Source organism: Streptomyces sp. NBRC 110028, assembly GCF_001417735.1.
In the GTDB taxonomy this organism is placed as follows: Bacteria; Actinomycetota; Actinomycetes; order Streptomycetales; family Streptomycetaceae; genus Streptomyces.
In genome coordinates this window covers 67024-81055 of record NZ_BBUZ01000022.1, presented here as the reverse complement: position 1 = coordinate 81055, position 14032 = coordinate 67024, and the positions used below count along the sequence as shown (strand labels likewise).

General features: G+C 70.4%; 11 protein-coding genes and 1 tRNA gene. 6 read left to right on the top strand and 6 right to left on the bottom strand.

The features are described 5' to 3' along the window. Positions 1-46 precede the first annotated feature (46 nt). Entirely contained in the window at positions 47-1204 is a 1158-nt protein-coding gene (locus ASC60_RS00455) for a Leu/Phe/Val dehydrogenase (protein WP_370592877.1), read from the bottom strand. 177 nt (positions 1205-1381) lie between these two features. Here ASC60_RS00455 and ASC60_RS00450 point away from each other — a divergent pair, with 177 nt between their 5' ends. After that, complete coding sequence (locus tag ASC60_RS00450) at positions 1382-2218, top strand: hypothetical protein (RefSeq protein ID WP_055545529.1); 837 nt, start codon at positions 1382-1384, stop codon at positions 2216-2218. A 521-nt stretch (positions 2219-2739) separates the two neighbouring features. After that, complete coding sequence (gene bldC / locus ASC60_RS00445; protein ID WP_003949541.1) at positions 2740-2946, top strand: developmental transcriptional regulator BldC; 207 nt, start codon at positions 2740-2742, stop codon at positions 2944-2946. Between the two features lie 390 nt (positions 2947-3336). On the opposite strand, the gene ASC60_RS38620 is transcribed toward bldC, so the two are convergent. The 3 genes from ASC60_RS38620 to hrpA form a co-directional block, all read right to left on the bottom strand. Beyond that, complete coding sequence (locus ASC60_RS38620) at positions 3337-3540, bottom strand: DUF6274 family protein (protein ID WP_079038073.1); 204 nt, start codon at positions 3538-3540, stop codon at positions 3337-3339. Between the two features lie 286 nt (positions 3541-3826). Then, a tRNA-Asp gene (locus tag ASC60_RS00440) sits at positions 3827-3901 on the bottom strand. 132 nt (positions 3902-4033) lie between these two features. Beyond that, complete coding sequence (hrpA, locus tag ASC60_RS00435) at positions 4034-7969, bottom strand: ATP-dependent RNA helicase HrpA (protein ID WP_055545527.1); 3936 nt, start codon at positions 7967-7969, stop codon at positions 4034-4036. Positions 7970-8080: 111 nt separating this feature from the next. On the opposite strand from hrpA, the gene ASC60_RS00430 reads away from it, so the two are divergent. Continuing rightward, a complete protein-coding gene (locus tag ASC60_RS00430; protein ID WP_055545525.1) occupies positions 8081-9118 on the top strand; it encodes a hypothetical protein in 1038 nt (345 codons plus the stop codon). A gap of 170 nt (positions 9119-9288) precedes the next feature. Here the strand turns inward: ASC60_RS00430 and ASC60_RS00425 are convergent, their stop codons facing one another. Continuing rightward, positions 9289-9600: a MerR family transcriptional regulator gene (locus tag ASC60_RS00425; protein ID WP_055545524.1), complete on the bottom strand. Its 312-nt coding sequence runs from the start codon at positions 9598-9600 to the stop codon at positions 9289-9291. 436 nt (positions 9601-10036) lie between these two features. On the opposite strand from ASC60_RS00425, the gene ASC60_RS00420 reads away from it, so the two are divergent. Further along, positions 10037-10444, top strand: a complete 408-nt coding sequence (locus ASC60_RS00420) for an ATP-binding protein (RefSeq protein ID WP_055545521.1) — start codon at positions 10037-10039, stop codon at positions 10442-10444. 230 nt (positions 10445-10674) lie between these two features. Here the strand turns inward: ASC60_RS00420 and ASC60_RS00415 are convergent, their stop codons facing one another. Further along, positions 10675-11676: a LysR family transcriptional regulator gene (locus ASC60_RS00415; RefSeq protein ID WP_079038072.1), complete on the bottom strand. Its 1002-nt coding sequence runs from the start codon at positions 11674-11676 to the stop codon at positions 10675-10677. A gap of 242 nt (positions 11677-11918) precedes the next feature. On the opposite strand from ASC60_RS00415, the gene ASC60_RS00410 reads away from it, so the two are divergent. Beyond that, a complete protein-coding gene (locus ASC60_RS00410) occupies positions 11919-13010 on the top strand; it encodes an aminotransferase class I/II-fold pyridoxal phosphate-dependent enzyme (protein ID WP_234356725.1) in 1092 nt (363 codons plus the stop codon). Continuing rightward, positions 13007-14032 (top strand): polyprenyl synthetase family protein, encoded by a 1026-nt coding sequence (locus ASC60_RS00405; RefSeq protein WP_055545516.1) that lies wholly within the window; start codon positions 13007-13009, stop codon positions 14030-14032. Before ASC60_RS00410 ends, ASC60_RS00405 begins: the two co-directional genes overlap by 4 nt.

Genomic DNA, 14032 nt, shown 5'->3' with positions numbered 1-14032 from the left:
GCTCGGACGGTGCTCAGGCGGTGCTCAGGCGGTGCTCAGGTGTCCCTCAGGTGGCGCCGTGGCCCTCCGCCATACGGTGTTCGGCGAGCCGGTCGGCGGCGGCCGCGGGCGGAATGCCATCGGTCCGGGCCCGATCAAAAATGGCCAAAGTTGTGTCAAAGATCTGTGACGCCTTGGCCTTGGCCCGCTCGAAGTCGAAGCCGTGCAGTTCGTCCGCGACCTGGATCACACCACCCGCGTTCACCACGTAGTCCGGCGCGTAGAGGATCCTGCGGTCGGCGAGGTCCTTCTCGACCCCCGGGTGGGCGAGCTGGTTGTTGGCGGCGCCGCACACCACCTTCGCGGTCAGGACGGGCACCGTGTCGTCGTCCAGCGCGCCACCGAGCGCGCACGGCGCGTAGACGTCGAGACCGGCGCGGATCAGGGCGCCGGTGTCCCGGACCGCCTCGATCCGGGGGTGGCGGGCCAGCACCCGGTCGACCGACTCGGCGCGCACGTCGGTGACGACGACCTCCGCGCCGTCCTCCAGCAGATGCTCCACCAGGTGGTGGCCGACCTTGCCGACGCCCGCGATGCCGACCCGGCGGCCGCGCAGCGTGGGCGCGCCCCAGGAGGCCTGGGCGCTGGCCCGCATGCCCTGGAAGACGCCGTAGGCGGTCAGCACGGAGGAGTCGCCGGCGCCGCCGTTCTCCGGGGAGCGGCCGGTGGTCCAGGGGCACTCGCGGGCGATGACGTCCATGTCGGCGACGTAGGTGCCCACGTCGCAGGCGGTGACGTAGCGACCGCCCAGGGAGGCCACGAAACGGCCGTAGGCGAGCAGCAGCGCTTCGGTCTTGATCTCCTCGGGATCGCCGAGGATCACGGCCTTTCCGCCACCGTGGTCGAGCCCGGCCAGCGCGTTCTTGTAGGACATGCCGCGGGCGAGGTTGAGCGCGTCGAGGACCGCCGCTTCCTCGGGGTGTTCCTCGGCGCTGTAGGCGTGGAAGCGGGTGCCGCCGAGGGCGGGGCCCAGGGCGGTCGAGTGGATCGCGATGACGGCCTTCAGGCCGCTCTCCCGGTCCTGGCAGAGCAGGACCTGTTCATGGCCGCCCAGATCGGTCCGGAACAGTATCGACAGGGGCGAGAGAGGGTTCGGCACGCGACTCTCCGTCGGACCGTCGACGCTGACGGTGTGACGTACGTCGGTCACGGTGGTGACTCCCAGAGGTCGGGGTAAGGCGCCCTCCGAGCTGGTGGGGAGGGCCGGTGGGCACGAGCGTAAGCCCTGGGAGGGCGCGGGAGCGGCCATGTCCCCGCCGAGTCCGCATGGTGGTCGTGGGACGATGCGGTGAGCAGGGGGTAGGCAACTCCTGGCGGTGGTATCGGCCTTGAGGGAGCGCGTGTGACCTTGGCGTCTTCGGTGATTGTCCCGTATGCGGCGTATCTCCGTGTCTATGAGCCACTGGGTGCTTTTCCCGAACCGGAGCGCACGCACTGGGCGGCCTACGCCAAGCGCGAGGAGCTGCCCGGCGTCCAGGACGAGCTGCGGCGGTCGCTCGCCGACCTGCTGCCGGTGCCCCCGGTGCCGGTTCCGGTGCACGAGAGCGCGGACGCCTTTGTGGCGGTCGTGGACGGCGTCACATGCGTCTGTCCGTGGCGGACGCGGCTGCGTGGCTGGTTGGCCCTGGAAGAGCTGCCCGAGCGCCTTCCCGGCCCCCTCCTGGACGCCGCGCTGCCTCCCGTGGTGCGCCGGCAGGCCGCCTCGGACTACGAGCAGTGGCTGGAGCGCAACCCGGACGCCCGTCCGTGGATCCGCTCGGCGACCTGGCATGTCCCGGTCCGCTGGTTCGTGCTCTTCGCGGACGAGGAGCGTGAGTGCACCAAGGGTGACGACGGTCTCATCCTGCGTTACCGCACCCCGATGGTCCAGGCCAGACGGCGGGTGGCGCGCGGGCTTAAGGTGCTCAAGGAGGCTCTCGGCGAGGGGCCGCTCATCGACGGCCTGGTCGACGTGGGCCGATGGCTGGAGGAATTCCATCCGCGGTCGCTGGTCGAACTGGACTACGGCGGTCTGGTGCACGTGGTGCCCGCCGGGCAGCTGGAGGACGATCGCTCGGCGGCGGACGTGGCGGAAGGGCTTGCGGCACTGAGGGACGGGGACGGGGAGCGTGCGGGCAGCGCATATGAGCGGCTGACCGATCGGTGGAGCGAGATCCGGGGACGACAGAACGCCAGCTAGGGCCGGACAGGGTCTGAACGGGCCGGTCCGGGGAAAGCGGATCCAACGGGCGGCCGGGTGCGTCAGAGCTGGAGCGGGGGACGTAGGTCCCGATCCGGGCCATTACGTCAATCGTGATCTAAAGCACTGACTTCGGGTCTTGCGGCAATCCCCCACCCTCGTGTCAAAATAGGACAAGGAGTCCGGGAAGTTCTCCTTCCGCCCAAGTATGGGCGGATTCATCGGTATTGCACTCCTTGGCGGATCTGATACCCCTGATCCTGTTGTGACTGATCGTCATCGCTGCGTGACTGTCCGCTATGACATGGTCCATCGGCTTCCGTCGAGGTTGGGCACCTGAGAGGGCAATTCCATCGGTTTGGCCGACGGGGCTGGACAGATGGTGTAGTTGTAGTGCCGAGGACAAGCCGTTCGTCCTATAACCGACTCGGCCCGCGTCCGCCATTTCGGGCAACGCGGGTCAAGGTGCAGAATTTAGAGGAAAGAACCGTGATGGTTCGGTTCTCCCGAGGAGGCCGCTCATGACCGCTCGCACCCCTGATGCCGAGCCGCTGCTGACCCCGGCTGAGGTTGCCACCATGTTCCGTGTGGACCCGAAGACGGTCACGCGCTGGGCCAAGGCTGGCAAGCTCACGTCCATCCGCACGCTCGGAGGGCACCGGCGCTACCGCGAAGCGGAGGTCCGTGCGCTTCTCGCGGGCATCCCGCAGCAGCGCAGCGAGGCCTGAACAACCGCATAACCGGGCATATCCGGGCCCCCCAGCCCGGCTTTCGCCTGTATGGCTCCACCACGACGGGTGCCTGCCCCAACAGGCCATCACCGCTCAACATGGGTGCGTCGTCGATCGCGCTGGACTCCGCCGGGTCCAGCGCGATCTTTTTATGCCCTCCCGGGCCCCCTCGCCGGGCTGTCGGCGACCGCTCCGGCGGGCATCGGGGCGCGGCCCGGGCGACCCTCTGTGACCCTCTCCGGAGGGCCCGGGCAGAGGGTGCAATTGCACATATTAAATTGACCTGTTGTGGGGCGGGCGTAAGTTCCCCCACTCGTCAAAACTCATTCAGTGACTCCCGTCACATGGTTCAGCGCTTGTTGGCTTCCGCGGAACAGCGGTGAGGGCTCAATGAGTTGACGAGTCGTCGGAGTGTGATCCCCCGGCGGGCGCCGGCTCCGCCGGGTCTGTTGGTGGCGGCGACGGCTCCATCGCCAGCCGCAGCAGCCGATGGCAGACCGGGCAGTGCCGGGTGAAGTGGCGGTAGCCCGAGGCGGCCGCCAGATGGGCCCGCAGCAGGGCCCTGGTCTCATGTTTCGCGGTCGTCGTCATATGCCGCACCTCCCGGCCACCCCCACGCCACCTTCTAGTGCCGCGTCAGCCAAGGTTTGCCCGGTAGCGAGGCGTCCTGGTGCGGTCAGATGCAAGGCGCCGGATCGGCCTCGTAGTGGGCCTACTCGGTCGATTCGGCAACGCCGCAGATGGCCGTGCCAGGGCGGCGAGCGGGGTGAACCTTGGCTGACGCGGCACTAGTCTGGGTACCGCCGGGCGCGGGCTGCCGTCAAGACGACCGGAGGCCCGGATCCTTGTGCGGATCCGGGCCTCCGGTGCGTATGTGCGGTCCTGACGGGATTTGAACCCGCGGCCTCCACCTTGACAGGGTGGCGAGCACTCCAAACTGCTCCACAGGACCATCAGTGACGCCTCACAGCCTGTCGGCTGTGTGCCTCGCTGTGGTGCGTCACAGACTCTACAGCAGGTCAGGGGGTGCGGTCGAACTCGCGCCCGCCCGGCCCGCCCGGCGGCTCCGGACGGGCCCAGGACACTACGGCGCGACCGCGTCGATGGCCTTCACGATGCGCTTGTCGGAGACCGGATAGGCCGTGCCCAGGGCGTGCGCGAAGTAGCTGACCCGCAGCTCCTCGATCATCCAGCGGATCTCCAGCGCCTCCGGGGGCACCGGGCGGCCCGCCGGGAACTGCTCCAGCAGCCAGGCGTACTCGTCCCGCATCTCCTTGACCTTCGCCATCCGGGTGCGGTCCCGCTCGGCGTTGGTGGGGAGCTGCTGGAGCCGGCGGTCCACGGCCACCAGATAGCGCATGAGGTCCGGCAGGCGGCGTACCCCGTGCGCGGTCACGAAGCCCGGCTTCATCAGCTCCGAGAGCTGTTCCCGGACGTCCGCGAGGGACGGCAGCAGCACCGGGCTCTTGATGCCCTTCAGCCGGCGCTCACACGCCTGCCAGGCCGCCAGCACCTCCTGGACCTTCCGGACGGTGTCCAGCGTGGCGTCCGCGATGTCGGCCCGTACCGCGTCGAAGAGCTTGCGGAACGATTCCTCGTCCCACGCCGGGCCGCCGCGCGCCGTGATGAGCCGGTCGGCGGAGGCGGACACACAGTCCTCGAAGAGCGCCGCGATGCTGCCGTGCGGGCTGCTGGAGAGCGCCAGCTTGGCCTGGTTGGACAGCTTCCCCTGCGCGAACTTCGCCGGGTTGGACGGCAGCTGGAGCAGGATCAGCCGCCGGGTGCCCCGCCACATCGCCTGCCGCTGCTCGGGCTCGGTGTCGAAGAGCCGCAGCGCCACCGACGCGCCCTCGTCCACCAGCGCCGGATACGCCTTGACCGGCTGGCCGCCGCGGCGGGTCTCGAAGGTGCGCGGCAGCGTGCCGACCGTCCACGAGGTCAGCCCGCCGCGCTGCTCGATGCCGACGGCCTCCTTGGAGGACTCGAACGCCTTGGAGATCGCCGCCCGGGTCTTCGGCTTCAGCCGCTGCTTGAGCGCTTCCAGGTCCTTGTCCTCGGCGAGCTTGCGGCGCCGCTCGTCGACCACCCGGAAGGTGATCTTCAGGTGGCCGGGGACCCTGCCCGGGTCCCAGTCCTCCGGTTCGATCCGCACCCCCACCATCCGGTGCAGCTCCCGGCCCAGGGCGGCCGTCAGCGGCTCCTGGAGCGGCACGGCGCCGTCCAGGAAGCGCCTGGCGAAGTTCGGCGCCGGGACGTAGTGGCGGCGCACCGGCTTGGGCAGCGATCGGATCAGCTCGGTGACCAGGTCCTCGCGCAGCCCCGGGATCTGCCAGTCGAAGCCGTCCGGGGTGACCTGGTTGAGCACCTGGAGCGGGATGTGGACGGTCACGCCGTCCGCGTCCGCCCCCGGCTCGAACTGGTACGTCACCTTGAACTTGAGCTTCCCCTGGCGCCAGGAGTCCGGATACGCGTCCTTGGAGACGCCCTGCGCCCGCTCGTTGATGAGCATCGACTTCTCGAAGTGGAGAAGCTCCGGCGCGGCCCCTCCTTCACGGCACTTGTGCTTCCACCAGGAGTCGAAGTGTGCCCCCGACACCACGTGCTCCGGGATCCGCTGGTCGTAGAAGTCGAACAGCGTCTCGTCGTCCACCAGGATGTCGCGGCGCCGGGCGCGGTGCTCCAGCTCCTCCACCTCGCCCAGCAGCTTCCGGTTGTCGTGGAAGAACTGGTGGTGGGTGCGCCAGTCGCCCTCGACCAGGGCGTTGCGGATGAACAGGTCCCGGCTCGTCTCCGGGTCGATCCGGCCGTAGTTGACCTTCCGCTGGGCGACGATCGGCACGCCGTACAGCGTGACCCGCTCGTAGGCCATCACCGCCGCCTGCTTCTGCTCCCAGTGCGGCTCGCTGTAGGTGCGCTTGACCAGGTGCTGGGCCAGCGGCTCGATCCACTCCGGCTCGATTTTCGCGTTGACCCTCGCCCACAGCCGGGAGGTCTCGACCAGCTCTGCCGACATCACCCAGCGCGGTGGCTTCTTGAACAGCGCCGAACCGGGGAAGACGGCGAACTTGGCGCCGCGCGCGCCCACGTACTCGTTCTTCTCGGTTTCTTTCAAGCCAACGTGCGACAGCAGCCCGGACAGCAGCGAGGTGTGGATGTGGTCCGGCGCCGCGTCCTGCTCGGACAGCTGGATGTCCATGGTCTTCGCGACCGTGCGCAGCTGGCTGTAGATGTCCTGCCACTCGCGTATCCGCAGGTAGTTCAGGTACTCGTGGCGGCACATGCGGCGGAACGCGGACGAGGACAGCTCCTTCTGCCGCTCCCGGATGTACGTCCACAGGTTGAGGAAGGCCAGGAAGTCGCTCGACTCGTCCTTGAACCTGGCGTGCTGCTGATCGGCCTGCTGCTGCTTGTCGGAGGGGCGCTCGCGCGGGTCCTGGATGGACAGCGCCGCCGCGATCACCATGACCTCGCGGACGCAGCCGTTGCGGTCCGCCTCCAGCACCATCCGGGCCAGCCGCGGGTCCACCGGCAGCTGGGCCAGCTTCCGGCCGACCTGGGTGAGCCGCTTGCGCGGGTCCTTCTGCTTGCCGTCCAGCGCGTGCAGCTCCTCCAGGAGCTGCACGCCGTCCTTGATGTTGCGCCGGTCCGGCGGGTCGATGAACGGGAACTTCTCGATGTCGCCGAGCCCCGCCGCGGTCATCTGGAGGATGACGGAGGCCAGGTTGGTACGGAGGATCTCGGCGTCAGTGAACTCCGGGCGGGTGAGGAAGTCGTCCTCGGAGTACAGCCGGACGCAGATGCCGTCGCTGGTCCGGCCGCAGCGGCCCTTGCGCTGGTTGGCGCTGGCCTGGGAGACCGGCTCGATGGGCAGCCGCTGGACCTTGGTGCGATGGCTGTAGCGGGAGATCCTGGCCGTGCCCGGGTCGATCACGTACCGGATGCCGGGGACGGTCAGCGAGGTCTCCGCGACGTTCGTGGCCAGCACGATCCGGCGGCCGCTGTGTCGTTGGAAGACCCGGTGCTGCTCGGCGTGCGACAGCCGCGCGTACAGCGGCAGCACCTCGGTGGACCTCAGCTGCTTCTTGTTCAGCGCGTCGGCGGTGTCCCGGATCTCCCGCTCACCGGAGAGGAAGACCAGGATGTCGCCGGGGCCCTCGGCCTGCAGCTCGTCCACCGCGTCGCAGATGGCGGTGATCTGGTCCCGGTCGCTGTCCTCGCCGCCCTCCTCCAGCAGCGGCCGGTAGCGCACCTCGACCGGGTACGTCCGCCCGCTGACCTCGACGATCGGCGCGTCCCCGAAGTGGCGGGAGAAGCGCTCCGGGTCGATGGTCGCGGAGGTGATCACGACCTTGAGGTCGGGGCGGCGGGGGAGGAGCTGGGCCAGATAGCCGAGCAGGAAGTCGATGTTGAGGCTGCGCTCATGGGCCTCGTCGATGATGATCGTGTCGTACTGGCGCAGCTCGCGGTCGGTCTGGATCTCGGCCAGCAGGATGCCGTCCGTCATCAGTTTGATGTGGGTGTCCGGGCTCACCTGGTCGGTGAAGCGGACCTTCCAGCCGACCGACTCGCCGAGCGGGGTCCCGATCTCGTCCGCGATGCGCTCTGCCACGGTGCGGGCGGCGATCCGGCGGGGCTGCGTATGACCGATGAGTCCTTTGACGCCCCGGCCCAGCTCCATGCAGATCTTGGGGATCTGCGTCGTTTTCCCGGAGCCGGTCTCGCCCGCGACGATCACCACCTGGTGATCGCGGACGGCCGCGAGGATGTCGTCCTTCTTCTGGCTGACCGGCAGCTCTTGCGGATAGGTGACGTCCGGTACGGCGGCGCGGCGGCTCGCGACCCGCGCTTCCGCCCGCTCGACGTCCTCGGCGATCTCGCCGAGGACGGCCGCACGGGCCTCGGGCTTGCGGATCCGGCGGGCGCCGTCGAGCCGGCGGCCCAGCCGCTGCTGGTCGCGCAGCATCAGCTCGGGGAGCCGCTCCAGGAGGGCGGGCAGGGCGGGGGCAGGAGTCGTGGACATACGGACCCCAGGATCTCACCTCGGCAAAACGGCTGGCGAACCATTTCCCCCGGGTGTTGTCCGGGCCACGTCGTGCCGTATGTCGGGTTTGTCCGTTCTAGCGTTACGTGCATGGCGGACGACGACTCCCCGCGGGCCCGGTCCCCGTGGGCCCGGTTCAAGCGCAGCCCGTACCTCCCGGCCTCGGTCATCGTGCTGATCATCTCGGCGGGCGCGGGGCTCTTCGCGGGCTCGTACACCTTCGCCTTCGCCAACCCCACCCCGCGCCGGATCCCCGTCGCCGTCGTGAGCGCCGACCAGGGCGCCGCCCTGCCGCGGCGGTTCACCGCCGGGATGGAGAAGGCCCTGGACGCCTCGCTGCGGCCGCGCTGGGAGCCTTCGTACGGCCGCGCCCGCTGGGCCGTGGAGGAGCAGCAGGTCTTCGGGGTCCTGCGGACGCGCGGCCGCGGCGTCGAACTGGGCCTGTCCTCGGCGGCGGGCGCCGGCGTCGCCCAGGTGCTCGCCTCGGCCGGTACGACGGTGGGCCGGACGGTGGGCGTGCCCGTCGCCGTGACGGACCTGAAGCCGCTCCAGCCGGGCGATCCGCGGGGTCTGGCGGTCTTCTACGTCTCACTGGCCGCGGTGATCATGGGCTTCCTCGGCGCCGTCCAGCTGAGTGTGAACGCGGCCGCTCTGAACCCGGCCGAGCGGATCGCCTTCACCGCCGCGTACGCGATGCTCGGCGCCTTCGTCATCGCCGCGATCGTCGACTGGGGGCTCGGCGCGCTGGATCTGCCCTTCGCCGGGTCCTGGGCGATCCTCGCCCTGACCATGTTCACGTCGGGGATGGTCTTCTCCATGTTCAACGTCCTGTTCGGACGCTGGGCGCTCATCCCCACCTGGGGGCTGATGGTCCTGCTCGGCAATCCCTCGTCGGGCGGCGCCGTCTCCTGGCCGCTGCTGCCGTCCCCGCTCGGCACGGTGGGCCGCTGGCTTCCGCCGGGCGCGTCCGTCAACGCCCAGCACACCGCCGTCTACTTCGGCGGGCACCAGCACGCTTTCCCGTTCCTGGTGCTGGCGGGCTGGTCGCTGGTTTCCGTCGCGGTCTTCTGGACCTGGCGCCGCCGCCATCCGGGCGGCCGCCCGGGCCGGGCGACTCCGGCCTCATGAGCGCCCTCGACCGGGGCGGGGACGTGAAGAGGCCCCTCCTGGAACCAGGAGGGGCCTTCGTCATGGAGCGCCGAGCAGGCCTTGCACCTACATCCCTCGTTTGGAGACGAGTATCTTTCCTTAGACGACCGACGCATCAACTTCCGCCCCTCGGGGCGGCGTTGCGAGATCTACTTTACCCCATCCGGTTCGTTGCTGACGCGCCGGGCCTCTTCGAGTTGATCTTCCAGGGCGACGATGCGGCATGCGGCGTCGATCGGGGTGCCCTGATCGACCAGCCGGCGGGCGCGGGCGGCGACCCGTAGCTGCCGGCGCGAGTAGCGGCGGTGGCCGCCCTCCGAGCGCAGCGGCGTGATCAGACCGGCTTCGCCGATGGCCCGCAGGAAGGCCGGTGTGGCGCCGAGCAGATCGGCGGCACGGCCCATGGTGAAGGCGGGGTAGTCATCATCGTCGAGCCGGCTGTGCTGTTTTTCTTCGGCCATCGACACCTCATCTTCCCTGTCGTCGGTCACGTCACATCGGTCGCGCGTCGAGGGGCCCTGGCGCCGAAACGGCTCCAGGGCCCCGAGGGGTTCAACACCATTTTCCGCGGACCCGTCTGTGAGGACAGGTGTGCGGGGATCGCGGATAACTGACCGGGGACCACCTTCCCTTCCGGGGCCTGCGGTACCCGAGCGGACTCAACTCCTCGCCCGGGCGATCCTGATGGTGTCGGCCTCCTTGTCGTCGATGTCTGCTGTGCCCTCATCGGGGCGTCGTGACTACGACAGAGAATCTAACTCCCGCGAGCCCGCCATGTCTACAGTCGTCACGACAGATTTCCGTCAGCGTTGACGCCGGCAGAGCGTGCCGGGCGGCAGAGCGGGCAGGCGAGCTTCTGCAAAGCGGAATATCCGATGTAACCAGGGGTGTACGCGCATGAACGGCACGAAGATCGCCAACGCTTCGGCTACGGCCTCGACCGTGGTGCGGGGGGACAGCTTTGGCGGCATTCACCGCACGCGCGCCGTCACCCGGGCCTTCACCAAGGGGCTCACGCCGCCTCCGGAGCCGGACGTGGCCGACGCCATCCTCCTCGTGGTGTCCGAGCTGGCCACCAACGCGCTGCGCCACGGGGGCGGCCGGTACACCCTCGAACTCTCCGCCGACGCCGACAGGGTCACCGTCGCCGTCAGCGATCCGAATCCGGCGGTGCCCCGGGCCCGTCCGCCCGACCTGAACACCGGCACCGGCGGCTTCGGCTGGCACATGATCCGCCGCCTGGCCCGTGAGGTGTCCATCACCCGGGGGCGCGGCAAGACGATCCACGTCAGCCTTTCGCGCTGAGCCCGCCGGCCGTACAGGGCCTCGCGCACAGGGCGCGCGCACGCAGAAGATCCCTCCCCTGATCTCAGGGAAGGGATCTTTCATGGAGCGCCGAGCAGGCCTTGCACCTACATCCCTCGTTTGGAGACGAGTATCTTTCCTTAGACGACCGACGCATCAACTTCCGCCCCTCGGGGCGGCGTTGCAAGATCTACTTTACCCCATCCCGGCGCCCCGCCGTCACCCCGTCGTCACCCCGCGGCCTTCGCCGCCCGCGCCAGCCGTAACGGGGCGGGGTCGCCGTCCGTCGCGAGATGGTCATCCACCGCCTCCTGCAGGGCCGTGAGCAGCGCCTCCACGGCGGGGGCCCGCCGCGTCTCCGCCCTCAGCAGGGCGTGCACGCGGCGCGGCGGCCAGTCGCGGAGGGGGCGGGCCACCACCCGTGGGTCGGGGTGCGGCGGCAGGGCCAAGCCCTCCGTGACGGCCGCGCCCACGCCGTGGGCCACCATGTCGTGGGCGGTGGCGGGGTCGTTCGTGATGGCGGCGGTACGGGGCTCGAAACCCGCCCGGGCGCAGGCGGCGGTGAACTCCTCGCGGTCCTCGTCCAGCACCCAGGCCTCGTCGGCCAGCGCGCTGAGGGGAATGGTCCGCAGATCGGCCAGCGGGTGGTCGGCCGGGAGCAGCACACAGCGCGGATCGCTGATCAGCGGCAGGTCCACCACCTCGGCCTCGGGCACGACGGGCCGCGCCCCGGCGCCGGGGGCATCGGGATCGGGGCCGGGGTCGTCCGGGCGGCAGCCGTCGCGGACGCTCACCAGGGCCACGTCCGTCCTCCCGTCCCGCAGCGAGCGGTAGGCGTCCGGGGAGCTGGCCCGCTCCACGACGATCTGCACATCCGGCCGGACGGTCCGCAGCCGGGCCACCGTGCCGGGCAGCAGCGAGGCGCAGGCGCTGTGGATCGCCGACACCCGCACCGTGCCCTGCGCGTGGGCGGCGTACGTACGGAACTCGTCCTCGACGGCCCCCAGCGCGGACAGCACCGCCTCGGCGTGCTGGGCCAGCCGGCGGCCCGCCGGGGTGAGCCGCACCCCGCGCCCCGACCGGACCGCGAGCTGGACGCCGATGGTCCGTTCCAGCGCGCGCATGCGGTAGCTGACGGCGGGCTGGGTGTAACCCAGTAATTCGGCGGCGGCGGTGTAGGAACCCGCGCGCGCCACGCCTGCTATGACCGCTAACTGATGGATGTCGAGCACATGAACACTGTAAAAGGTGTTTATGGATGCCGGGAAGATCCTTATTGGACGTAGATCCCGGTGCCCTACACACTCGGGGAGACGGCCAAGTGACGGCCGTTGTCAACGGTTTGCCGGACCTGCCGAGCTTATTTTCGTATTCGCCGCCGCCCCTACCACCACCGACCGCCCCCACCATTCGGTGTGCCGCCGATCCAAACCTTGCGGGATTTCCCTAGAATTTCTGCGGATTGGAATGGAACATGTCTGACAAAGACGGCTGGAACAGAATGCAGCCGGTGCTCGCACAGGGCGCCGTACAGCATCAGATGTCGCTGAACGAGACCTGCCATCCACCCCTTCCCGCCGTCCTGCGGGCCGTGTCGGAAACCGCCGCCGAAGCCCATCGCACCCTGGACGCGCTGGGCATGGGCCTGTCCCGGACCATCGCCGAGCACCTGGGGGTGCCGGCCGGGGACGTCGCCGTCGGGCCCGGTTCCGGCGCGCTGCTCCAGCTGCTCTTCTCCGCCCACACCGGACCGGACACCCACACCGTGCACGCCTGGCCGTCCTGGGAGGCGTACCCGATGATGGCGGCCAACGCCGCCTCCGGCACCGTGCGGGTGCCGCTGCGGGACGAGACGCACGACCTGGAGGCGATGGCGGCCGCCGTCACCGACGCCACGCGCCTGGTCATCGTCTGCAACCCCAACAACCCCACCGGCACCGCCGTCGGCGAGGCGGCCCTGCGGCGCTTCCTGGACCTGCTCCCCTCCCACGTCACCGTGCTGCTCGACGAGGCGTACATCGACTTCGCCGACGCGGACGCCGCCTCCGTCGCCCACGGCGTCGAGCTGTACCGGGAGGACGAGCGGGTGTGCGTGGTGCGCACCTTCTCCAAGTCGTACGGCCTGCTCAGCCTGCGCGTCGGCTACCTCGTGGGGCATGAGCGCGCCCTCGCGCCGCTGCGCGGCGCCCTGATGTTCCACCGGGTCGGCGCGGCGGCCCAGGCCGCGGCGGTCGCGGCGCTCGCCGAGTCCGCCGCGATCCGGCGCCAGTGCGAGGAGACCGCCCGCGAGCGGGAGCGGCTGTACGGGGTCCTGACCGAACAGGGCTGGCAGGTGACACCCAGCCAGGCCAACTTCCTGTGGCTGCCGATGGAGACCGGCGTCGAGCGCCTCACCCAGTTCTGCGCGGACCACGGCGTGGTGGTGTGCGGCAAGCCGGGCGAGGGCGTACGGGTGACCATCGCCGAGCCCGCGGCGAACGACGCGTTCGCGCTGCTGGCCGCGAAGCTGCGCGACGCGGACGGGCTCACCGGAGGGGCGGCCCGCGGCGGCGAGGAGACCCCGTGACCGCGGCCTCGCACACCACGGCCACCGCCCCGGCGGATCCGCTCTCCGCCGCCCACCCCACCCTCGCCCGGCTGCTGCGCGACCTCGAGTCCCGCTGGCCCACCGACGGCGAGCGCCTCCACCGCGTATCCCGCTACGCCCTGCTGCCCGCGGGCAAACTGCTGCGCCCGCTGCTGCTCGTGGAGTCGGCCAGGGCGGTGGGCGGCGGCTACGAGGAGAGCCTGCCCGCCGCGCTCGGTGTGGAGTACCTGCACGCCGGGTCGCTCGTCCACGACGACGTCATCGACGGCGACGCGCTGCGCCGCGGCCGCCCCACGGTCGTGGCCCGGTACGGCGTCGCGGACGCCGTCGTCACCGGCGATGCCCTGATCATGGGCATGTTCGCCGCCGTCGCCGAATGCGCCGACCAGGGCCTGCCCGCCGACCGGCTGCTGACCGCCGTACGGGTCCTGGCCCGCGCGGGGATCGACCTGTGCCGCGGCCAGGCGATGGAGGCCGAACTGTGCGGGGACGTGGGATGCGGACTCGACCGCTACCTCACGATGATCTCGCTCAAGACCGGCGCCCTCTTCCGCGGCTCCTGCCACGCCGGGGCCCTCCTCGGCGGCGGCGACGCCACCTGGCAACGGGCCCTCACCGACTACGCCGAACACCTCGGGCTCGCCTTCCAGATGCACGACGACCTGCTGCCGTACACCAGCGAAACCGTGGCCACCGGCAAGTCCGGCTTGAGCGACACCGCCAATGGCCGCCCCACCTTCCCCGTCCTCATGGCGTACGAGCGAGCCGACGCCGCCGAGCGCGAAGCCCTGCGGACCGCACTGGGCGGAACCCTGCCCGCCCAGGACGCCCACGACGCCGTACGCCGCGTCCTGGACTCCACCGGCGCGCTGCGGGCCGCGCGGGAACGCACCCGGGCGGAGGTGGACCGCGCCAAGGACCGCCTCGCGGAGCTTCCCTCCACCGAGGGCTCCGCCGTGCTCGCCGCCGTCGCGGACTTCTCCGCCGACCGGGAGCGGTGA

Excerpts from the sequence above, each read along its gene's own strand:
- bldC (WP_003949541.1), top strand. The coding sequence starts at position 2,740 with ATGACCGCTCGCACCCCTGATGCCGAGCCGCTGCTGACCCCGGCTGAG.
- ASC60_RS38620 (WP_079038073.1), bottom strand. The coding sequence starts at position 3,540 with ATGACGACGACCGCGAAACATGAGACCAGGGCCCTGCTGCGGGCCCAT.
- hrpA (WP_055545527.1), bottom strand. The coding sequence starts at position 7,969 with ATGTCCACGACTCCTGCCCCCGCCCTGCCCGCCCTCCTGGAGCGGCTC.
- ASC60_RS00430 (WP_055545525.1), top strand. The coding sequence starts at position 8,081 with ATGGCGGACGACGACTCCCCGCGGGCCCGGTCCCCGTGGGCCCGGTTC.
- ASC60_RS00425 (WP_055545524.1), bottom strand. The coding sequence starts at position 9,600 with ATGGCCGAAGAAAAACAGCACAGCCGGCTCGACGATGATGACTACCCC.
- ASC60_RS00420 (WP_055545521.1), top strand. The coding sequence starts at position 10,037 with ATGAACGGCACGAAGATCGCCAACGCTTCGGCTACGGCCTCGACCGTG.
- ASC60_RS00410 (WP_234356725.1), top strand. The coding sequence starts at position 11,919 with ATGTCTGACAAAGACGGCTGGAACAGAATGCAGCCGGTGCTCGCACAG.